The organism is Pseudonocardia sp. NPDC049635 (genome assembly GCF_040659795.1).
GTDB lineage: Bacteria > Actinomycetota > Actinomycetes > Mycobacteriales > Pseudonocardiaceae > Pseudonocardia.
Map to the genome: position 1 here is coordinate 412,678 of NZ_JBFAON010000002.1, position 19,889 is coordinate 432,566.

The 19,889-nt window shown below is 72.8% G+C and carries 19 protein-coding genes; 10 read left to right on the forward strand and 9 right to left on the reverse strand.

Features of this window, described 5'->3' with window-relative positions; all coding sequences use genetic code 11:
• Nucleotides 1–79: 79 nt before the first annotated feature.
• Nucleotides 80–2,104 carry a protein meaA gene (locus tag AB0J24_RS04625; protein ID WP_358675351.1) on the forward strand — a complete coding sequence of 675 codons (2,025 nt, stop codon included), beginning with the start codon at nucleotides 80–82 and terminating at the stop codon, nucleotides 2,102–2,104.
• Between the two features lie 12 nt (nucleotides 2,105–2,116).
• Here the strand turns inward: AB0J24_RS04625 and AB0J24_RS04630 are convergent, their stop codons facing one another.
• From AB0J24_RS04630 to AB0J24_RS04640, 3 genes are read right to left on the reverse strand one after another with little or no spacing between them, the layout of a single operon-like run.
• Nucleotides 2,117–3,103, reverse strand: coding sequence for a hypothetical protein (locus tag AB0J24_RS04630; RefSeq protein ID WP_358675354.1), 987 nt, complete (start codon nucleotides 3,101–3,103; stop codon nucleotides 2,117–2,119).
• Nucleotides 3,104–3,139: 36 nt separating this feature from the next.
• A complete protein-coding gene (locus tag AB0J24_RS04635) occupies nucleotides 3,140–4,033 on the reverse strand; it encodes a transporter substrate-binding domain-containing protein (RefSeq protein WP_358675356.1) in 894 nt (297 codons plus the stop codon).
• 57 nt (nucleotides 4,034–4,090) lie between these two features.
• Nucleotides 4,091–4,864 carry an enoyl-CoA hydratase-related protein gene (locus AB0J24_RS04640; RefSeq protein WP_358675359.1) on the reverse strand — a complete coding sequence of 258 codons (774 nt, stop codon included), beginning with the start codon at nucleotides 4,862–4,864 and terminating at the stop codon, nucleotides 4,091–4,093.
• Between the two features lie 117 nt (nucleotides 4,865–4,981).
• Here AB0J24_RS04640 and AB0J24_RS04645 point away from each other — a divergent pair, with 117 nt between their 5' ends.
• From AB0J24_RS04645 to AB0J24_RS04655, 3 genes are all read left to right on the forward strand, one after another.
• Nucleotides 4,982–5,710 (forward strand): TetR/AcrR family transcriptional regulator, encoded by a 729-nt coding sequence (locus AB0J24_RS04645; protein WP_358675362.1) that lies wholly within the window; start codon nucleotides 4,982–4,984, stop codon nucleotides 5,708–5,710.
• A 38-nt stretch (nucleotides 5,711–5,748) separates the two neighbouring features.
• Nucleotides 5,749–6,993 carry a cytochrome P450 gene (locus AB0J24_RS04650; RefSeq protein WP_358675365.1) on the forward strand — a complete coding sequence of 415 codons (1,245 nt, stop codon included), beginning with the start codon at nucleotides 5,749–5,751 and terminating at the stop codon, nucleotides 6,991–6,993.
• 137 nt (nucleotides 6,994–7,130) lie between these two features.
• The gene (locus AB0J24_RS04655; RefSeq protein WP_358675368.1) at nucleotides 7,131–8,141 is read left to right on the forward strand and encodes a class I fructose-bisphosphate aldolase; all 1,011 of its coding nucleotides are present in this window, start codon (nucleotides 7,131–7,133) and stop codon (nucleotides 8,139–8,141) included.
• 175 nt (nucleotides 8,142–8,316) lie between these two features.
• Here AB0J24_RS04655 and AB0J24_RS04660 read toward each other — a convergent pair whose 3' ends face one another.
• The 5 genes from AB0J24_RS04660 to AB0J24_RS04680 form a co-directional block, all read right to left on the reverse strand.
• Nucleotides 8,317–9,198, reverse strand: coding sequence for a LysR substrate-binding domain-containing protein (locus AB0J24_RS04660; protein ID WP_358675371.1), 882 nt, complete (start codon nucleotides 9,196–9,198; stop codon nucleotides 8,317–8,319).
• Nucleotides 9,199–9,247: 49 nt separating this feature from the next.
• Nucleotides 9,248–10,306 carry an AAA family ATPase gene (locus AB0J24_RS04665; RefSeq protein ID WP_358675374.1) on the reverse strand — a complete coding sequence of 353 codons (1,059 nt, stop codon included), beginning with the start codon at nucleotides 10,304–10,306 and terminating at the stop codon, nucleotides 9,248–9,250.
• On the reverse strand, nucleotides 10,293–10,739 hold the full coding sequence (locus AB0J24_RS04670; protein ID WP_358675377.1) for a ribulose bisphosphate carboxylase small subunit: 447 nt from the start codon (nucleotides 10,737–10,739) through the stop codon (nucleotides 10,293–10,295). The genes AB0J24_RS04665 and AB0J24_RS04670 overlap by 14 nt, the downstream gene beginning before the upstream one ends.
• A 13-nt stretch (nucleotides 10,740–10,752) precedes the next feature.
• Nucleotides 10,753–12,183, reverse strand: a complete 1,431-nt coding sequence (locus tag AB0J24_RS04675) for a form I ribulose bisphosphate carboxylase large subunit (RefSeq protein ID WP_358675380.1) — start codon at nucleotides 12,181–12,183, stop codon at nucleotides 10,753–10,755.
• A 79-nt stretch (nucleotides 12,184–12,262) separates the two neighbouring features.
• Nucleotides 12,263–12,925, reverse strand: coding sequence for a response regulator transcription factor (locus tag AB0J24_RS04680; protein ID WP_358675383.1), 663 nt, complete (start codon nucleotides 12,923–12,925; stop codon nucleotides 12,263–12,265).
• A gap of 110 nt (nucleotides 12,926–13,035) precedes the next feature.
• Here AB0J24_RS04680 and AB0J24_RS04685 point away from each other — a divergent pair, with 110 nt between their 5' ends.
• Nucleotides 13,036–13,980 (forward strand): phosphoribulokinase, encoded by a 945-nt coding sequence (locus tag AB0J24_RS04685; protein ID WP_358675386.1) that lies wholly within the window; start codon nucleotides 13,036–13,038, stop codon nucleotides 13,978–13,980.
• Nucleotides 13,977–14,735, forward strand: coding sequence for an HAD-IA family hydrolase (locus tag AB0J24_RS04690; RefSeq protein ID WP_358675389.1), 759 nt, complete (start codon nucleotides 13,977–13,979; stop codon nucleotides 14,733–14,735). The genes AB0J24_RS04685 and AB0J24_RS04690 overlap by 4 nt, the downstream gene beginning before the upstream one ends.
• On the opposite strand, the gene AB0J24_RS04695 is transcribed toward AB0J24_RS04690, so the two are convergent.
• Nucleotides 14,693–15,193 (reverse strand): NUDIX hydrolase, encoded by a 501-nt coding sequence (locus AB0J24_RS04695; RefSeq protein WP_358675450.1) that lies wholly within the window; start codon nucleotides 15,191–15,193, stop codon nucleotides 14,693–14,695. The two genes, AB0J24_RS04690 and AB0J24_RS04695, sit on opposite strands and share 43 nt — an antisense overlap.
• 87 nt (nucleotides 15,194–15,280) lie before the next feature.
• Here AB0J24_RS04695 and nucS point away from each other — a divergent pair, with 87 nt between their 5' ends.
• From nucS to AB0J24_RS04715, 4 genes are all read left to right on the forward strand, one after another.
• Nucleotides 15,281–15,940, forward strand: a complete 660-nt coding sequence (gene nucS, locus AB0J24_RS04700) for an endonuclease NucS (RefSeq protein ID WP_358675392.1) — start codon at nucleotides 15,281–15,283, stop codon at nucleotides 15,938–15,940.
• Between the two features lie 84 nt (nucleotides 15,941–16,024).
• The gene (locus tag AB0J24_RS04705; protein WP_358675453.1) at nucleotides 16,025–17,530 is read left to right on the forward strand and encodes an aldehyde dehydrogenase family protein; all 1,506 of its coding nucleotides are present in this window, start codon (nucleotides 16,025–16,027) and stop codon (nucleotides 17,528–17,530) included.
• A gap of 121 nt (nucleotides 17,531–17,651) precedes the next feature.
• Nucleotides 17,652–19,436 carry a 3-hydroxybutyryl-CoA dehydrogenase gene (locus AB0J24_RS04710; protein ID WP_358675394.1) on the forward strand — a complete coding sequence of 595 codons (1,785 nt, stop codon included), beginning with the start codon at nucleotides 17,652–17,654 and terminating at the stop codon, nucleotides 19,434–19,436.
• An 84-nt stretch (nucleotides 19,437–19,520) separates the two neighbouring features.
• Nucleotides 19,521–19,757, forward strand: a complete 237-nt coding sequence (locus AB0J24_RS04715) for a hypothetical protein (protein ID WP_358675397.1) — start codon at nucleotides 19,521–19,523, stop codon at nucleotides 19,755–19,757.
• The last annotated feature ends 132 nt before the right edge of the window (nucleotides 19,758–19,889 follow it).

Below are 19,889 nucleotides of genomic sequence, written 5' to 3' on the forward strand. Positions count from 1 at the left end.
GGCGACACGAATCGGCTACTCGCCAGTAGTATCCGTGCAGGCTCTGCCGACTGTGCCGACGACGACGCGGAGGTGTCCGGTGCCCTACCCGACCGATCGTGAGCGCGACCGCCCGTGGGTGATCCGCACGTACGCCGGGCACTCGTCGGCGGCGAAGACCAACGAGCTCTACCGGCGCAACCTGGCCAAGGGCCAGACCGGCCTGTCGGTCGCCTTCGACCTGCCCACCCAGACCGGTTACGACCCCGACGACGAACTCGCCAAGGGCGAGGTCGGCAAAGTCGGCGTCCCGGTCAGCCACATCGGCGACATGCGCGCTCTGTTCGAGGGCATCCCGGTCGCCGAGGCCAACACCTCGATGACGATCAACGCCCCGGCGATGTGGCTGCTGGCGCTCTACGTCGCGGTCGCCGAGGAGCAGGCCGAGCAGCAGGGCCTCGACTACTCCGAGGTCCGGCAGAAGCTCGCCGGCACCACCCAGAACGACATCGTCAAGGAGTACCTGTCCCGCGGCACCTACGTCTTCCCGCCCGGGCCGAGCCTGCGCCTGATCACCGACATGGTCGCCTGGTCGGTCACCGAGATCCCCAAGTGGAACCCGATCAACATCTGCAGCTACCACCTGCAGGAGGCCGGCGCCACGCCGACCCAGGAGCTGGCGTACGCGCTGTCCACCGCGATCGCCGTGCTCGACTCGGTCCGCGACTCGGGGCAGGTGCCGCCGGAGAAGTTCGGCGACGTCGTCGGCCGCATCTCGTTCTTCGTCAACGCGGGCATCCGGTTCGTCGAGGAGATGTGCAAGATGCGCGCCCTCGCCCGGCTCTGGGACGAGATCACCCGGGAACGCTACGGTGTCGAGAATCCCAAGCAGCGTCGCCTGCGCTACGGCGTCCAGGTCAACTCGCTGGGCCTGACCGAGGCCCAGCCGGAGAACAACGTCCAGCGGATCGTGCTGGAGATGCTCGCCGTCACCCTGTCCCGGGACGCGCGGGCCCGGGCCGTGCAGCTGCCGGCCTGGAACGAGGCGCTCGGCCTGCCCCGTCCGTGGGACCAGCAGTGGGCACTGCGCATGCAGCAGGTGCTCGCCTACGAGACCGACCTGCTGGAGTACGAGGACATCTTCGACGGGTCACGGGTCGTCGAGGCCAAGGTCGCCGAGCTCGTCGAGGGGGCCCGGGCCGAGATCGACCGGGTGCAGGAGATGGGCGGCGCCGTCGAGGCCGTCGAGAGCGGCTACATGAAGGGTGAGCTGGTCAGCTCGCTGGCGCAGCGGCGCCGCCGCCTCGAGTCCGGCGAGGAGGTCGTCGTCGGCGTCAACAAGTTCGAGAGCACCGAGCCCAGCCCGTTGCAGGCCGAGGGCGCGGAGGCGATCTTCACCGTCGACCCGGCCACCGAGCGGGCCGCGATCGACGCGATCCGGGCCTGGCGCGCCGAGCGGGACCAGGCGGCGGTCGAGGAGGCGCTGCGGGCGCTGCGGGACGCGGCGAAGACCGAACAGAACCTGATGCAGGTCTCGATCGACTGCGCCAAGGCCGGCGTGACGACCGGCGAATGGGCGGGCGCGCTGCGCGAGGTGTTCGGCGAGTTCCGGGCACCGACCGGGGTGTCCGGGGCGAGCGCGTCCGGCGAGGCCGCGACCGAGATCGCCGAGGTGCGCGAGCGGGTGCGCGCGACCGGCGAGGAGCTGGGCCAGCGGCTGCGGTTGCTGGTCGGCAAGCCCGGTCTGGACGGTCATTCCAACGGCGCCGAGCAGGTCGCCGTGCGGGCCCGCGACGTCGGCTTCGAGGTCGTCTACCAGGGCATCCGGTTGACCCCGTCGCAGATCGTGGCGGCCGCGGTGCAGGAGGGCGTGCACGCGGTCGGCCTGTCGGTGCTGTCCGGGTCGCACCTGGAGGTCGTTCCGGCGGTGGTGCGCGGCCTGCGCGAGGCGGGCGCCGGGGACATCCCGGTCGTCGTCGGCGGGATCATCCCGCCCGACGACGAGAAGCGGCTGCGCGAGGGCGGGGTCGCCGCTGTCTTCACGCCCAAGAACTACCGGATGACCGAGATGATGGACGAGATCGTGTCGCTGATCCGGCAGGCCCAGGGACTCGGCCAGGGGTGAGCGGCGGCGCGGTCAGTCGTCGGTCCGGTCGCTGCCCCGGCGGCTGAGGAGCCGGAAGCCGGGGATGCCGACGATCGCCTGCCGGACCTCCTTCAGCACGTCCAGCAGCTCGTGCACGTCCGGTCCGACGCGGTCGAGCGTCGCGAGGATCGGCATGATGTCGTTCTCCATGTGCTCGGTGAACACCGGGAGATGGTCGACCAGTTTGATCGCGGCGTGGATCTCGTCCTCGGACAGCTCGTCGACGAACTTGCGGGCCAGCGGCGCCGCCTCCCGGGCCAGCGGGCCGTAGAGATCGAGCAGCTCGCCGGCCTGTCGGCTCGCGCCCTGCGCCTCGGTGACGACGTCGTTCGCTCGGTCGGCGACCTGGCGGGCCGAGCCGATGACGCCGGTCGCGTCCGCGGTGACCTGCTCGACCTGCGAGATGAGGTTACCGGCCCGGTCGCAGACGGTCGTCGTGGTGCGGACGAGCCCGCCCGCCTCCTCGGACACCGCGGTGACCCGTTCGACGAGTCCGTCGGTCCGCTCGGCCACGGTGGTGACCCGGCGGACCAGCCCGTCCGCGTCCTCGGCGACGGTGGTGACCGCGCGGACGAGGGCCTCGGCGTCGACGGCCACGGTGGTGACCCGGCGGACCAGCTCGTCCGCGCCGTCGGCGACGGTGGTGACCCGGGAGACCAGGGACTCGGCGTCCACGGCGACCGCATCGACCCGGGAGACCAGGGACTCGGCGTCCACGGCGACCGCGTCGACCCGGACGAGCAGGCCCTCCGCCCGGTCGACGACGCCGTCCACCCGGTCCAGCAGCGCCTCCGCGCGGTCCGCGATCGTGCCGATCCGGCCGACCAGCGACCCGATGTCGTCGATCAGCTCGCCGGCGCGTGCCGGCAGCGCCACCACCGTTCCGGCGAGTTCACCGGTCCGGTCGACGACGGCTGCCGCCCCGGAGAGCAGGTCGGACGGGCCGGGGACCGGGATCCCGGCGATGCGCAGTGCCATGTGCCGGATCCTCGCATCCCGCGGACCCGCGGGAGGTCACGACTCGGGTGTGCGCGCGCAGAGGTCGTCGACGGTGAGATCAGGCGGCGGGAGGTTGTCCTCGGTGAACCCGAACGGACGCGTGAGTTCCAGCCAACGGCCGGATTCCTGCAGTGCCGTCAGCTCCCGGTCGAACTCCGCGCGGAACTCCGCGTCGGCCGGCCGGAACGCGAACGCGCCGGCGCCGACGACCCGCCTGCCGTTCACCTCGGGGGCGAACCCCCGGGTGACCTCGAGGCCGATGCCTGCGTTGCGCCGCACCTCGTCCAGCAGCGAGATCCGGGTGAGCGCCCCGACCTGGGCCTGGCCACCGGCGACGCCGCGGACGAGCGCGCCCTGCGAGTCGAACGTGACGATCTTGTCGGATCCGATCCCGGCGGCGAGCGCGTACTCGAACTCGGCGGATCCGCCCAGCACACCGAGCGTCGCGCCGGAGCGCCGGACGCCGCCGAACGTCGCGACACCCAGCGGGTTGCCGGTCCGGACGAGCAGGCCGGTCCGGGCGATGTAGTCGGGCCGGGAGAACGCGACCTGCTGACACCGCAGCGGGGTGATGGTCAGGCCGACCGTGACCAGGTCGAACCGCTCGTCCAGCAGGTCGGGGACGAGCCGTTCGAAGGGGACCTGCACGGCGACCAGGCCGCCGCCGCCGAGCCCGGTGACGACCGCGCGCGCGACCTCGGGGCCCTGGCCGGTCAGCCGCCCTGCCCCGTCGGTGAATCCGAACGGCCGTTCCCCGGAGATGCCGACCACGACGTCGCCACCGGCCCGGACCCGGGTCAGCGCGTCGGCCGACTCCCGGCCGCAGCCGGCCAGCCCGATCGCGGCACCACCGAGCAGGGCGGCGGTGCCCAGCAGGCGGCGCCGGCTCAGTCGGATCGGGTGGTCCATGGTCCGGACGAGCCTAGGTGATCGAGGCGCCCGGGCTCGTCCGGCCGCGGTGTGCCGCTAGTCCGACCACTGCGGCGGTCGCTTCTCCAGGAACGACGCCATCCCCTCCCGGGCTCCGCCGGACTGCGACATCGAGGCCATGACCTCGGTCGCGATCTGGTAGGCGTCCGCCTCGGGGCGGTCGAGCTGGGCGTAGAGCGTCTGCTTCCCGACGGCCTTGGACAGCCTGCTGCCGCGGGTGGCGCGGGCGAGCAGCTCGTCCACCCGGGCGTCCAGCTCCTGGTCCGGCACCGCGTAGTTGACCAGGCCCCACTCGGCGGCGGTGGCGGCGTCGATCGGGTCCCCGGTGAGTGCCAGCTCCATCAGTCGCTTGCGCCCGATGTTGCGGGCGACCGGCACCGCCGGGGTGTGGCAGAACCAGCCGCCCTTACCGCCCGGCAGAGCGAACGTCGCGGACTCCGCGGCGACCGCCAGATCGCAGGACGCGACGAGCTGGCAGCCCGCCGCCCAGGCCGTCGCGTGCACCCGTGCGATGACGACCTGCGGCACCTCCTGCACGGTGCGCATCACCGTCGTGCACAGCCGCAGGAGTTCACGCACCCCGGCGAGGTCGCGTTCGGCGACGTCACCGAAGTCGTGCCCGGAGGAGAACGCCTTGCCCTCACCGGCGAGCACGATTCCGGTCGCATCGCTGCGGCCTGCGCCTTCGAACGCGTCCAGCAGCTCCCGGAGGTGCCCGGCGGTCAGCGAGTTCCGCCGCTGCGGCCGGTTCATCGTGATCCGGACCGTGTCCCCGTCCTGCTTGACCAGCAGATGCTCGTAGTCGGCCATACCTCTGACGGTATCTCGACAGGGCGGCGCGGCGAAGCTACCGTGATGTGATGACTGGATAAGCGATTCTGGTCAGAGGGTCAGAGGGTCAGAAGGTCACGGGGTCAGGGGAGTGTCGTGGCGGTGGTGGAGCGGGTCCCGGGTGACACCGAGCGGATGGAGCGGGTGCTCGACGCGGCGGCGGAACTGCTCGTGCGGTGGGGCTACCGCCGGGTGACGATCGAGGACGTCGCCCGGCGGGCCGGGGTCGGGAAGGGCACCGTCTACCTGCACGTCCGGACGAAGGACGCGTTGTTCCTGACCGTGCTGCTGCGGGCACAGCGGCGGTTGTTCGCCGATCTCGCCGACCGGATGGCCGCCGAGCCGGCGAACGCGCTGCCGTGGCGGATGTCGCGACTGTTCTACGAGCGGATGCGCGGTGACGATGTGTGCCGCGCGGTCTACCTGGGCGACGCCGATGTGCTCGGGCGGCTCGCCCACGAGGCGGTCGAGGCGCTCGGTGACCTCGCGACGATGCGTGAGGACGTGGCGCACCGCTACTTCCGCCTGCTGCGTGACGCCGGGCTGGTCGCCGACGACCTGCCCGCCGATCTGCAGATCCACGCCTGGGGATCGGTGGTCTACGGCTACTTCCTCACCGACGGGCTGCCGCAGGTCGGGGCACCGGCCACCGGGGGCGACCGCGGTGAGCTCCTCGAGTACACGGTGCGCCGCCTGCTCGCCGCCCCCGGTCTCGATCCCGAGCACGAGGCGGGCACCGCCGCCTCCGTCGCGACGGAGGCCGCCGGGTTGTACCGGCCGTTGATCGAACACATCGACACCGAATGGCACCGCCGGACCCGGTGATCCCGGGCCCGCCGGACCACCACCGAGGGGAGCACGACATGACCGCACCGACTGGAGTTCCGGACCTGCTGGCCCCCGAGTTCACCGACGACCCCTACGCCGGGTACGCCCGGCTGCGGGAGCAGGCGCCGGCGGCGACCGTGTCCCTGATGGGCGGCCCGCCGATGATGCTGGTGACCCGTTACGACGAGGTGCGCACCGTGCTCACCGATCCGCGGTTCGTCACCGATCCGGAGTTCGCCGGTGCCGGGTCGAACCTGCGGGACACGTTGCTGCGCCAGGCCGGCGTTCCCGACGACCTGGCCGTTTACCTGCTGCGGACCATCCTGACCGTCGACGGCGACGACCACACCCGGCTGCGCAAGCTGGTGTCGCGCGCCTTCACGGTGCGCCGGGTGCAGGCGCTGCGGCCCCGGGTCGAGCAGATCACCGCCGGCCTGCTCGACGACATCGCCGCGGCGGGTGCGCGCGGCGCACCGGTCGATCTGGTCGAGGCGTTCGGCTACCCGCTGCCGATCACGGTGATCTGCGAGCTCGTCGGGGTCCCCGAGCCGGACCGTGCGCAGTGGCACGACTGGGGCCGGGTGCTGACGTCGATGGACCCCGGACGGACCCCCGAGGTGTTGCGTGCTGCCGTCGGCCACGTGCACGAACTGATCGCGGCACGCCGCGCCGAACCGGCCGACGATCTGGTCAGCGCGCTGATCGCGGCCCAGGAGGACGACGGTGACCGGCTCTCCGACCAGGAGATGGTCACGATGATCTTCGCTCTGGTGATGGCGGGGCACGAGACCACCGCGCACCTGCTGTCCAACGGCGCACTGGCCCTGCTGACCCGCCCCGATCAGCTCGCGGTACTGCGGGCCGAACCGGACCGGTGGCCGGCTGCGGTCAACGAGCTGATGCGTGCCCGCGGACCGGTCCAGTTCACCCAGTTCCGGTACCCGGTCGAGGACGTCGAGCTGGGCGGGGTGCTGATCCCCGCCGGGACCCCGGTGACGGCCGGTCTGCTGTCGGCCAACCACGACCCGCGCGCCTACGACCGACCGGACGAGATCGACGTCCGGCGGGGGGCCGGACGCGGTGACGGGCACGTCGGGTTCGGCCAGGGAGCGCACTACTGCCTGGGCGCGGCGCTGGCCCGGCAGGAGGGTGACGTCGGTCTCCGGATGCTGTTCGACCGCTTCCCCGATCTGCGGCTCGCGGTTCCCGCGCGAGAGATCGTCTGGCAACCCCAGCCCGGGACGAGCCGGGTGGCGCAGCTGCCCGTCCTGATCTCCTGACGACTCTCCTGACGACCGCCTGATGTGTGGTTCCCCCGCCCGGTCCTCCCGGCGGGGGAGGGCCGCATCGTGCCGCGCACCTAGCGTCGGTCCGGGCCCGGCGGAGCCGCCGGGCACGATCCACGGGAGGTGCACCGATGACGGACCGACACCCGGCGCTGCTGCCGGGCGGGCTGCGCGCCACCGCCCGCCGGCTGGTGACCGGCGGGCGCGGCGTGCTCGCCGCCGACGAGAGCGTCACGACGATGTCGAAACGGCTGGCCGACGCCGGGGTGCCGGCCTCCGCCGAACACCGTCGTGCCTACCGGGAGCTGCTGGTCACCGCGGACGGGTTGGCCGACGGCGTCAACGGGGTCATCCTCTGCGAGGAGACCCTGCGGCAGCGGTTCGCCGACGGCCGTACGTTCCCCGCCGGGATCACCGGGCTCGGCATGCTGCCCGGGATCAAGGTGGACACCGGCACGGCCCCGCTGGCCGGGGCTCCGGACGAGACGGTGACCACCGGGCTGGACGGGCTGCCGGAGCGGGCCGCCGAATTCGTCGCGCTCGGCGCCCGGTTCGCCAAGTGGCGGGCGGTGTTCCGGATCGCCGGTGACCTGCCGTCGACCTGGGCGGTCCGGGCGAACGCGCACGCGCTGGCCCGCTACGCCGCCGACTGCCAGCGGGCCGGACTGGTGCCGATCGTCGAGCCGGAGGTACTGGCAGAGGGAGCGCATCCGCTCGACCGCACCGCCACCGTGACCGCGCGGGTGCTGGCGGCGGTCACCACGGCCCTCACCGACGCGGGTGTCGATCCGGCGGCGACCGTGCTGAAGCCGAACATGGTCACCGCAGGGGCGGACACCGACGTCGCCGAGCCCGCGGCGGTCGCCCGGGCGACGCTGGACGTGCTCCGCGCGACCGTCCCCGACGACCTGGCCGGGGTCGCGTTCCTCTCCGGCGGCTGGCCCCCGGTGACCGCGGCGGCGAACCTGGCCGCCATCCGGGAGCTGCCCGCGCCCTGGCCGGTGACCTTCTCGTTCGGGCGGGCACTCGTGACCCCGGCACTGCACGCCTGGCGCGGTGACCCGGGCGCGGTGCCCGCCGCGCAGGCCGCGTTGCTCGCCGAGGTGCGGCGCAACGCCGCGCCGTCGCCGGAGGCGGCCTGATCGGGGTGAACCGGTGCCTCGTGCCTGTCGTCCGGGGGCATGTCCGGTGGCTGGATCCGCTCAGCACGTGAGTGGATCCAGCCCCACCCGGGGCCTCCGGGGCTCCCGGGCGCGTTCCGCGGAACGCGCCCGGCGGCCCCCGCCGCGGAACGTGGGCGTGAATGGAGCGCGCCGCTCAGGGCACCCGCCACGGCGGCGTGGCGAGCACGTGGTGCAGCAGCAGCGCCGTGCTCGCGGTCGCGTCCGGATGCGTGACGACGTGCCACGGCCGGTCCAGCGGGGTCCCCGGGACCTGCAGCTCGACCAGCTCGCCGTCGGCGATCAGCCGTCGCACCGCTTCCCGGGACACCAGCGTGACGCCGAGGCCGGCCCGGGCGGCGGCGACGGTCGCACCGTGCGAACCGAGCACCAGCCGCGGCGGATCCACTCCGAGCGCGTCGAGCAGCGTGGACAGGGTCGCCCGGACCCCGGATCCGGCCTCCCGGAGCAGCCAGGTCGCCGTGGCGGGGTCCGGTACCGAACCGGGTGCGCCGACCACGACCAGCACGTTGTCGCGCACCGCGCGCACGGTGGGTGGGCCGGAGGCCCCCGGGCCGCCCGTCGCCGGTGGCCGTCCGGCGACGACGACGTCCACCTCGTGGTGGGCGAGCATCGGCCAGATCCGGTCGCTGGGCGCCACGTCCACCTCCAGCGCCACCCCCGGGTACCGGGCGCGGAACCCGGCGAGCAACCCGGGCAGCAGGTGCTCGCCCGCGGTCGTGACGGCCGCCAACCGGACCCGGCCGTGCTCCGGGTCGGCCTCGCCGCGGGCCGCGGCCGCGCCTTCCTCCAGCAGGCCGAGCACCCGCCGCGCGTACCCGGCGTAGCGACGCCCGGCCGCGGTCAGCCGGATCCCGCGGCCGTCCCGCTCGACCAGCGGGACACCGACGTCGTCGGCGAGCGCGCGGACCGCGGCCGAGACCGTGGACTCGGTGACGATCAGTGCGGCCGCGGCGCCGCGCACCGACCCGTGCTCGGCCAGCGCGACGAACGCGCGCATCCGGGCGGTGGTGGTCACCGGAGCAGGGTAGTGAGCGACCGCCCCGTCGCACCCGCCTGCCGCGGGATCAGGAGAGGCCGAACACGCGGCTGGCCCGCAGATCGGGAGCGGTGAGCGTGACGAGGTCGGAGAGCCCCACCGCCCCGCCGGTGGAGGCGAGGCGTTGCGCCTGACGCATCCGGGCCCGGTCGAGTGCGTTGCGGACGCTGCGGGCCCCGGCGAACCAGGGTTGCCGCATGCGCAGCTCCAGGTACTCGTGCAGCGCGGTCGTCGCGTCCGCGGAGAGAGTGAGGTCGAGCTCGCGCACCATCCGGCCGCCGATCTCGGCCAGCTCGTCCACCGAGAAGTCGGGGAACTCGACGTGATGGGCGATCCGCGACTGCATCCCCGGGTTGGCGGCGAAGAAGGTCTGCATCCGGTCGGCGTAACCGGCCAGGATCACCGCGACGTCGTCGCGATGGTCCTCCATCGCCTGGAGCAGGATCTCGATGGCCTCCCCGCCGTAGTCCCGCTCGTTGCCGGCGCGGTGCAGGTAGTAGGCCTCGTCGATGAACAGCACCCCGCCGAGCGCCCGCCGGACGGTCTCCTTGGTCTTCGGTGCGGTGTGCCCGACGTACTCGCCCACCAGGTCGTCACGGGTGGCGGAGACCAGGTGCCCGGTACGCAGGTAGCCCAGGCCGTGCAGCAGACCGGCCATCCGCCGGGCCACCGTCGTCTTGCCGGTGCCGGGGCTGCCGGTGAAGCACATGTGCAGCGTCGGGGCCCCGGTGGCGAGTCCGAAGCGGGCCCGCACCCGGTCGACGACGAGCAGTGCGGCCAGCTCGCGCAGCCGCTGTTTCACCGGTGCCAGCCCGACGAGCTCGCGGTCCAGGCCGTCGAGGACGTCGTCGACACCGGCCTCGCGGCGGACCTCGTTCAGGTCGACGGTGTCACCGGCGCCCAGCTCGGCACCGGGCTCGGCGCCCGGCTCGGCACCGGGCTCGGCACTGGGGGAGGCCGGGCGCGCACGGTCGGCGGCCGGGGCCGGGGCCGACGAGCCGAACGCGATCCGGGGCGGCGCCGCGGTGGCGGGGCCGCCGGTACCACCGGCCCGCGGGCCGATGGCACCGGGCTCAGCGCGGCGCACGGCCGTTCCCCGTCGCGCCGTAACGCGAACCCGCCGGACGCTCGGTGGCGTACGGGTGCACGGTGTACCCGATCCGCCGGTCCGCACCCTCGGCCCGGTCCAGCCGGAACCCCGGTTCGACCGAGGGCCGCGCCACCAGGAACGACAGCGCCACGGTCTGCCGGCCCAGCGAGGCGTCGTAGGCGTTGACCCGGACGTAGTGCTCCGGGTGGGCCGACCGGCAGGCGTTCACCTCGGCCAGCACCCCGGCCGGGTCGGTCAGGTCGAACATCGGCATGCCCCACATGGCCCAGTAGGTGTTGCGGGGATGCGGGTCGTCGGTGAACTCGACGGCGCACGGCCAGCCGTGGTCGAGCGCCCAGCGGATCTGTGCGGTGATCTCGTCGTCGGTGAGGTCGGGCAGGAACGAGAAGGTGCCCTGGGTGACGCGCATCGGTGCCTCCGTCTCAGGCCGGGGTGGGGGTGGTCACGACGTCCGGGGTGTCGGTGGAGGCGTAGTCGAACGTGATGTCGCCCCAGGTCGACAGCGCCGTCTCCAGCGGCCGGTTGCGTTTCGCGGCTGCTCGCAGGATCTCCGGGCCCTGGGCGAGGTAGTCGGCACCCTCGTTCCGGGCCTTGATCATCGCCTCGACCGCGACCCGGTTCGCCTCGGCGCCGGCGGCGATGCCCATCGGGTGCCCGATCGTCCCGCCGCCGAACTGCAGCACGACGTCCTCGCCGAGGTGGTGCAGCAGCTGGTGCATCTGCCCGGCGTGGATCCCGCCGGACGCGACCGGCATGGTCCCCGGCATCGACACCCAGTCCTGGTCGAAGTACAGGCCCTTCACCGGGTCGGCGGTGCTGCGTCCGGCGCGCAGCACGTCGTAGAACCCGGCGACCGCGTTCGGGTCGCCCTCCAGCTTCCCGACGACGGTGCCGGCGTGGATGTGGTCCACCCCGGCCAGCCGCATCCACTTGGCGATCACCCGGAAGCTGACGCCGTGGTTCTTCTGCCGGGTGTAGGTGCCGTGCCCGGCCCGGTGCAGGTGGAGGATCACCCCGCTGCGCCGGGCCCACCTCGACAGGCTCTGGATCGCGGTGTAGCCGACCGTCAGATCCACCATCACGATGACGCTGCCCAGCTCGCGGGCGAACTCGGCGCGCTCGTAGATGTCCTCCATCGTCGCCGCGGTGACGTTGAGGTAGTGGCCCTTGACCTCGCCGGTCTCGGCCTGTGCCTTGTTCACCGCCTCCATGCAGGACAGGAAGCGGTCCCGCCAGCGCATGAACGGCTGGGAGTTGATGTTCTCGTCGTCCTTGGTGAAGTCGAGCCCGCCGCGCAACGCCTCGTAGACGACCCGGCCGTAGTTCCGTGCGGACAGACCGAGCTTGGGCTTGGTGGTGGCGCCCAGCAGCGGGCGGCCGAACTTGTTCAGGTACTCGCGCTCGGTGACGATCCCGTGCGGCGGGCCGGGGAAGGTCTTGACGTAGTGCGGCGGGATCCGCATGTCCTCCAGCCGCAACGCCTTGAGCGGCTTGAACCCGAACACGTTGCCGATGATCGAGCTGGTCAGGTTCGCGATCGAACCCTCCTCGAACAGGTCGAGGTCGTAGGCGATGTAGGCGATCCACTGGCCGGGCGTGTTCGGGACGGGCTCCACCCGGTAGCACTTGGCCTGGTAGTGCTCGTAGGTGGTCAACCGGTCGGTCCAGACGACCGTCCAGGTCGCGGTGCTGGACTCGCCGGCGACGGCGGCACCGGCCTCCTCGGGCGGGACCCCGTCCTGCGGGGTGACCCGGAAGGCACACAGCAGGTCGGTGTCGCGGGGTTCGTAGTCGGGCTGCCAGTACCCCATCTCGGCATAGGGGATGACGCCTGCGCTCCATCGGTCGCTCATGGGACCAGCGTCCGGCGCGACAGTCAGACGGACAATCGAGTGTTTACGGCAGACTCTTCGCCGTTCGACTGATGGTTGTTCAGCGAAACACGCCCTCGCGCAGCGCGACGGCGACCGCGGCCGTCCGGTCCGGCACGTCGAGCTTGCGCAGCACCGCCCGGACGTGCGACTTCACCGTCTCCTCGCCGATGACCAGCTCGGCGGCGATCGAGCGGTTCGAGTGCCCGGCGACCAGCAGCGCCAGTACCTCGCTCTCCCGGTGGGTCAGCCCGAGCCGGGCGCCGGGCCAGAACTCGTTGCGCTCCAGGCGGGCCGCCGACGCCGCCGCCCGGCCGGCCATCGTCGCGTCCACCACGGTCGTGCCGGTCGCCGCCAGCTCCAGCTGCCGGACCAGTTCCTCACCGCCGATCCGTTTCAGCAGGTAACCGGCCGCCCCTGCGCGGAGCGCCTGGAACAGGTACTGCTCGTCGTCGTAGACGCTCAGCAGCACCACCTTCTGGTCCGGGAGCCGGTCGCGCAGCCTGCGGCACAGGTCCAACCCGGACTCGCCGGCCATCCGCACGTCGCACAGCACGATGTCGGGCTCCAGCGAGACCGCGGCCGCCAGCGCCGCCTCGGCGTCGTGCGCGGTGCCCACGACGCGGACCCGGCCGCGGAACGGGCCGAGCATCGCCTTCAGGCCCTGGACGACCATCTCGTGGTCGTCCACCACGACCAGCCGCAGCGGTGTGGCGCCCGTCATGGTCACCACCATAGGTCGGGTTCTCCCCCCGCGGCTCCCCCGTGACGGGGGAGCCGCACCGGCGCGGGCTCCCTAGCGTCGTCCCCTCCGACGTGGAGAGGAGGACCGCCGTGCCGGACAAGTCACTGCGGATCCGGCGGGCCGCGCCCGACGAGGCACGCCGCCGACCGATCATGCTGGCGATCGCGGGGGACAGCGCCGCGGGCAAGACCACGCTCACCCGTGGGCTCGTGGAGGCGCTCGGGCCGGAGCGGTGCGTGTCGCTGTGCACCGACGACTACCACCGCTACGACCGGTCCGAACGCCGCGGGCTGCCGTTCACGGCGCTGCACCCGGACTGCAACCACATCGGGATCATGGAACAGCACCTGCAGCTGCTCGCGACCGGTGAGCCGGTGCTCAAACCGGTCTACGACCATTCGACCGGCGAGCTGGTCCGGCCCGAGCTGGTGGAACCGGCCCCGGTGGTGATCGTCGAGGGGCTGCTGCCGCTGTACTCCAAGCTGGCGAGGGCGTGTTTCGACGTCACCGTGTACCTGGACCCGCCGGAGGAGATCCGCCGCGGGTGGAAGGTGCAGCGGGACTGCGCGAAGCGCGGTTACTCCCCGGAGCAGGTGCTGGCCGAGCTGGAACGCCGCGAGCCGGAGTCGGCCGAGTTCATCCGTCCGCAACGCAGGCACGCCGACCTGGTGGTGCGCTTCGCACCGATCGAGAGCCGCAACGATCCGGCGGACACCCCGCTCTCGGCGACGGTGATGCTGCGCCCGACGATCCCGCACCCCGACCTGACCGGGGTGCTGCAGCCCGGGCTGAGCCGGGCGATGCACCTCAAGCTGGAACGCGACCCGGACGGACGGCCCGTGGAGTCGCTGCACGTGCACGGCTACGTCCCCCGCGAGGAGTCGGTCGCCGTGGAGAAGGCGATCTGGGCCGAGCTGGGCGCACCCGGCCGGGACACCCCGGAGGAGCTGGGACGGATCGGCACCGAGCGCAGCGAACCGCTGGCGATCGCTCAGCTGCTGATCCTGTTCCACCTGATGGAGCTGGACCGGTGAGCCCCGGCGACGTGCCGTCGGCGGTGCTGTTCGACGTCGACGGGACCCTCGCGGAGACCGAACGCGACGGGCACCGGCCCGCGTTCAACCGGGCGTTCGCCGAACACGGCGTCGGCGTGCACTGGGACGCCGCGCACTACGCCCGGCTGCTCGCCGTCACCGGTGGCCGGCAACGCATCGCCGCCGACCTCCGCCGTCGCGGGCACCGCGCCCAGGAGGCGGAGCGGATCGCCGCGCAGGTGCACCGCACCAAGACGGCGCTGTTCGCCGAGCACGCCAGGTCCGGCTCGATCCCGGCCCGGCCCGGGGTCCGGACCCTGGTCGCGGACCTGCGCCGGCGCGGCGTCCGGATCGGGGTGGTGACGACCGGCCGCCGGGAGTGGGCCGAACCGCTGGTCGGGCACCTGATCGGCGACGTCGCACGCGGGATCGACGTGGCCGTGTACGGCGACGACGTGGCCGCGCTGAAACCGGACCCGCGCTGCTACCGGCTGGCGTTGCGCAGACTGGGGATGCCGGCGGCCTGCGTGGTGGCGGTGGAGGACTCGGCCGCCGGGCTGCGGGCCGCCCTCGGGGCGGGACTGGCGACGGTGGTGGTCCGCTCCGAACCGACCGCCGGGCACGACGTCCGCGGTGCGGTGCTGGTCCGCGAGTCGTTCGACGGCGAACCCGCGCTCGACGCCGAGCTGCTGGGCGCCCTGCTGGCCCGCGGTCAGCGGGAGCGGCGCGAGTCGTGCAGGCGCAGCAGCGCGTAGGCGGCGAGGGTCTGCGCGTCGGTGATCCCGCCGCGCAGGACCGCCTCCTCGAACTCCTCGGGGGTGAACCAGGCCGAGCGCATGTCCTGCTCGGGGTGCTCACGCTGCGGCGGGCCCGCGGTCAACCCGGAGGCCAGGTAGACGCAGCCGCGTTGGCTCGACATACCGGGTGCGACGTCGAGCAGGCCGAGGAAGGTCATCGCGGTCGCGGCGAGGCCGGTCTCCTCGACCAGCTCGCGGACCGCGAGCTCGGCCGGGTCGATCTCCGCCCGGTCCGGCGCGGTGCCCGCCGGGAACTCCCACCGGCGCTCCCCGACCGGGTAGCGGAACTGCTCGACGAGGTGCAGCCTGCCGTCGTCGTCCCGGGGGATCACCAGGGCGTAGGTCGGCTTGTCGACGACGCCGTAGACCCCCTCGCTGCCGTCCGGCCGCCGGACGACGTCCTCGCGGACGGTCATCCAGCTGTTCGCGTACACCCGGCGGGTCGAGATCTGCTCGATCACCCGCCCAGCTTCGCCGGTCACCGTCGGCTTACAGTGAGCCGGGTGCGCCTCGTCATCGCCCGCTGCCAGGTGGACTACGCAGGACGGCTGACCGCCCACCTGCCGATGGCCCCGCGATTGCTGCTCGTCAAGCAGGACGGCTCGGTGAGCATCCATGCCGACGACCGCGCCTACAAGCCGCTGAACTGGATGTCCCCGCCGTGCTGGCTCACCGAGGAGCCCGGCGTCTGGACCGTGCGCAACAAGGCCGACGAGTCGTTGGTGATCACCATCGACGAGGTGCTGCACGACTCGACGCACGAGCTCGGCGTCGATCCCGGCCTGGTCAAGGACGGTGTCGAGGCGCACCTGCAGGAGCTGCTGGCCGCGCACCCGGAGACCCTCGGCGACGGTTGGACGCTGGTCCGCCGCGAGTACATGACCGCTGTCGGGCCGGTCGACCTGCTGTGCCGCGACGCCGACGGCGGGCACGTCGCGGTGGAGGTCAAGCGCCGCGGTGAGATCGACGGCGTCGAGCAGCTGACCCGGTACCTGGAGCTGATGAACCGCGATCCGCTGCTCGCCCCGGTGCGGGGCGTGTTCGCCGCGCAGCAGATCAAGCCTCAGGCACGGACCCTGGCCACCGATCGCGGCATCCGCTGCGCGACCGTCGACTACGACGAGCTGCGCGGGATGACGTCGAAGGAGATGCGGCTGTTCTGACCCCGCCGGGCCAGCTCGGGCCCGGCCGGACCTTCCGCCGGCGTTTACGCTGATCACGTGAGTGCCACTGCCGCTGACTCCGCCGTGACCGCCGCCACCGATGCCGCCGGCAGCACCGACTTCGCGTCGCTGTCCCCGCGCACCGGGGCCGAGCTGGCCCGCTACCCGGTGCACGACGGCGAGCACGTGCGCGCGGCCGTCCGCGCCGCGGGTGAGGCCGCCGCCTGGTGGGACGGGTTGGGCTTCGCCGGGCGCCGTACCCGGCTCGCCGCCTGGAAGAAGGTGCTGGTCCGCCAGCTCGACCGGGTGGCACGGGTGGTGGCCGACGAGACCGGCAAGCCGTTCGACGACGCCCGGCTCGAGGTCGTGCTCACGATCGACCACCTGGACTGGGCGTCGGCGAACGCGGCCAAGGTGCTCGGGCGCAGGTCCGTGTCGCCCGGTCTGCTGATGGCCAACCAGGCCGCGTCGGTGGCGTACCGGCCGCTCGGCGTGGTGGGTGTGATCGGGCCGTGGAACTACCCGATCTTCACCTCGATGGGGTCGATCGCCTACGCGCTCGCGGCGGGCAACACCGTCGTGTTCAAGCCCTCCGAGCTGACCCCCGGTGTCGCGCACGAGCTGGCGCGCACTCTCGCCGAGGCGGTGCCCGAGGTCGGCCGGTACCCGCTGCTGAGCGTCGTCACCGGGTTCGGGGCGACCGGTGCCGAGCTGTGCCGGGCCCCGGGTGTCGGCAAGATCGCGTTCACCGGTTCGGCCGCGACCGGCCGCCGGGTGATGGCCGCCTGTGCCGAGAACCTGGTGCCGGTGCTCATGGAGTGCGGCGGGAAGGACCCGCTGATCGTCGACTCCGATGCCGACCTCGACGCCGCCGCGGACGCCGCCGTCTGGGGCGGGATGTCGAACGCCGGGCAGACCTGCGTCGGGGTGGAGCGGGTCTACGTCGTGGAGACCGTCGCCGGGCGCTTCCTGGAGAAGGTCCGTGCGGCCGCGGCGAAGCTGCGGGTCGGCACCGCCGCCCACGAGGGGGACCTCGGCCCGATGACGATGCCGTCGCAGACCGAGGTCGTGCGCAGGCACGTCACCGACGCGCTGTCGGCCGGCGGGCGGGCGATCGTGGGTGGCCTCGACTCGGTGCACGACGACGGCACCGTCTCCCCGGTGGTGATCGCCGACGTGCCGGAGGACTCGGTGGCCGTCACCGAGGAGACCTTCGGCCCGCTGGTCGTCGTGAACCGGGTGCCCGACGTCGAGGAGGCCGTCCGCCGCGCCAACGCCACCGGGTACGGCCTGGGTGCCACGGTCTTCTCGGCGAAGCGGGGCGAGGAGATCGCCGCCCGGTTGCGCTGCGGGATGGTCTCGATCAACGGCGTCATCTCGTTCGCCGGGATCCCGTCGCTGCCGTTCGGCGGGGTGGGGGAGTCCGGTTTCGGTCGGATCCACGGCGCCGACGGGCTGCGCGAGTTCACCCGGGCCCAGTCGGTGGCCCGGCAGCGGTTCGCACTGCCGGTGGCGGTGACCTCGTTCCGGCGGACCGCGAGGACCATGCAGGCACTGATCGGGATGGTGAGGGCCCGGCACGGGCGCTGAGCCGGGACGCTGCACACCCGGGCGACGCGGGCGGGTGGCCCTGGTCGCACGATACCCACCGGTAGCGGCCTGGATGGCAGGATCGCCCGGAACGACAGACGTCCAACTGGGAGGTTGCAGCGTGGCACGCGAGATCCGGACGGTCGGAGTGGTCGGCCTCGGCACCATGGGCGCGGGAATCGTCGAGGTGTTCGCCCGCAACGGCCTCGAGGTGATCGCCGTCGAGGTCGACGCCGAGGCCGGTGAGCGCGGCAAGGCTCATCTGGCGGCGTCCACCGGGCGCGCGGTGCAGCGCGGCAAGCTCACCCAGGAGCAGGCCGACGAGCTGCTCGGGCGGATCACGATCAGCACCTCGATGGCCGACCTGGCCCCGGCCCAGCTGGTGGTCGAGGCGATCCCGGAGAACCTCGAGGCCAAGGCCGAGATCTTCGGGACCGTCGACGGTGTCGTCGCCGAGGACACCATCCTCTGCTCCAACACCTCCTCGCTCTCGGTCACCGAGCTGGCGGTGCGCACCAAGCGCCCCGGCAAGGTCGTCGGGATGCACTTCTTCAATCCCGCGCCGGTGCAGAAGCTGGTCGAGGTGGTGCGCACCGTCGTCACCGAGCCGGACGTGATCGACGACGTGAAGGCGTTCGCCGACTCGCTGGGCAAGGTCCCGGTGGTGATCGGCGACCGCGCCGGGTTCATCGCGAACGCGCTGCTGTTCGGCTACCTCAACCACGCGGCGAAGATGTACGCGGAGCGCTACGCGACCCGCGAGGACCTCGACGCCGCCATGCGTTTCGGCTGCGGCTACCCGATGGGCCCGCTGGCGCTGCTCGACCTGATCGGGCTGGACACCGCCTACGAGATCCTCGAGACGATGTACTCCGAGTCGCGCAACCTGCTGCACGCGCCCAACCCGGTCTTCAAGCAGATGATCACCGCTGGATTGCTCGGCCGGAAGACCGGGCGCGGCTTCTACACCTACGAGGCGCCGCACAGCTCGACCGTGGTGCCCGACGACGAGACCCCGTCGTCGACCGTGCCGGAGGACGTGACGCTGCGCGACGTCAGCCGGGTCGGTGTCGTCGGGACGGGCACGATGGCCTCCGGGATCGTCGAGGTGTTCGCCAAGGCCGGGTACGACGTCGTCGTGCGCGGGCGCAGCGAGTCGAAGGTCGAGGGCTCGATCGCGCACGTGCGCAAGTCGCTCGACAAGGCGGTGGCCCGCGGCAAGCTGGCCGAGCCCGAGCGGGACGCGGTCCTCGGGCGGATCACCGGTACGACGTCGCTGGAGGACATGGCCGACGTCGACCTGGTCGTCGAGGCGGTCGCCGAGGAGCTCGACGTCAAGCGAGCCATGTTCGGAGCGCTGGACGAGATCTGCAAGCCGGGGGCGATCCTGGCGACGACGACGTCGTCGCTGCCGGTGGTGGAGTGCGCGGCGGCGACCGGGCGGCCCGGTGACGTGATCGGGATGCACTTCTTCAACCCGGCGCCGGTGATGAAGCTGGTCGAGGTCGTGTCGACGATCGGGACCTCGCGCGAGGTCGCCGCCACCGTGCTCGCGGTGGCCCAGAAGCTGGGCAAGGTGCCGGTCAGCTGTGGCGACCGGGCCGGGTTCATCGTCAACGCACTGCTCTTCCCGTACCTGAACGACGCGGTGAAGATGCTCGAGGCGCACTACGCCACGGCCGACGACATCGACGCCGCGATGAAGACCGGCTGTGCCCTCCCGATGGGGCCGTTCGAGCTGCTCGACGTGGTCGGCCTGGACGTGTCGCTGGCGATCCAGCGGTCGCTGTACTCGGAGTTCCGGCAGTCCGGCTTCGCGCCGGCCCCGCTGCTCGAGCACCTGGTGACCGCGGGGCGGTTGGGCCGCAAGACCGGGCACGGGTTCCGGGACTACACCCAGCGCTGACCCGTGGCAGGCAGGCGCGCGCGGCGGCCCCGCCCCTCGGAACGGGGGCGGGGCCGTCCCGTCGCGCCACCGCTCGGCAGCGGCATGGTCACGTCACGGGAGAGCTCCCGGGACGGCGAGTGGAACGTCCGCCGGGTCCCGGGCGGCAATGACGTGAAGACCTACCGGTGTCCCGGGTGCGACCAGTTGCTGTCGTCCGGGACGCCGCACGTCGTGGCCTGGCCCGCCGACGGCACCGGGGGTGTCGAGGACCGCAGACACTGGCACCTGCCCTGCTGGAACGCGCGGGACCGCCGTCGACCCGGCTTCCGGCGGCGCTGAGGCGGACCCGCCCGGCACCGAGCCCGGGCACCGCGAACGGACGCCGTCCGATCTCCACGCGAGTTGCACCGCGGCGGCCGGGCCGGGGGTGGGTGTTGCTCGTTTCCGCTCACAAGGTGAGCGGAAACGAGC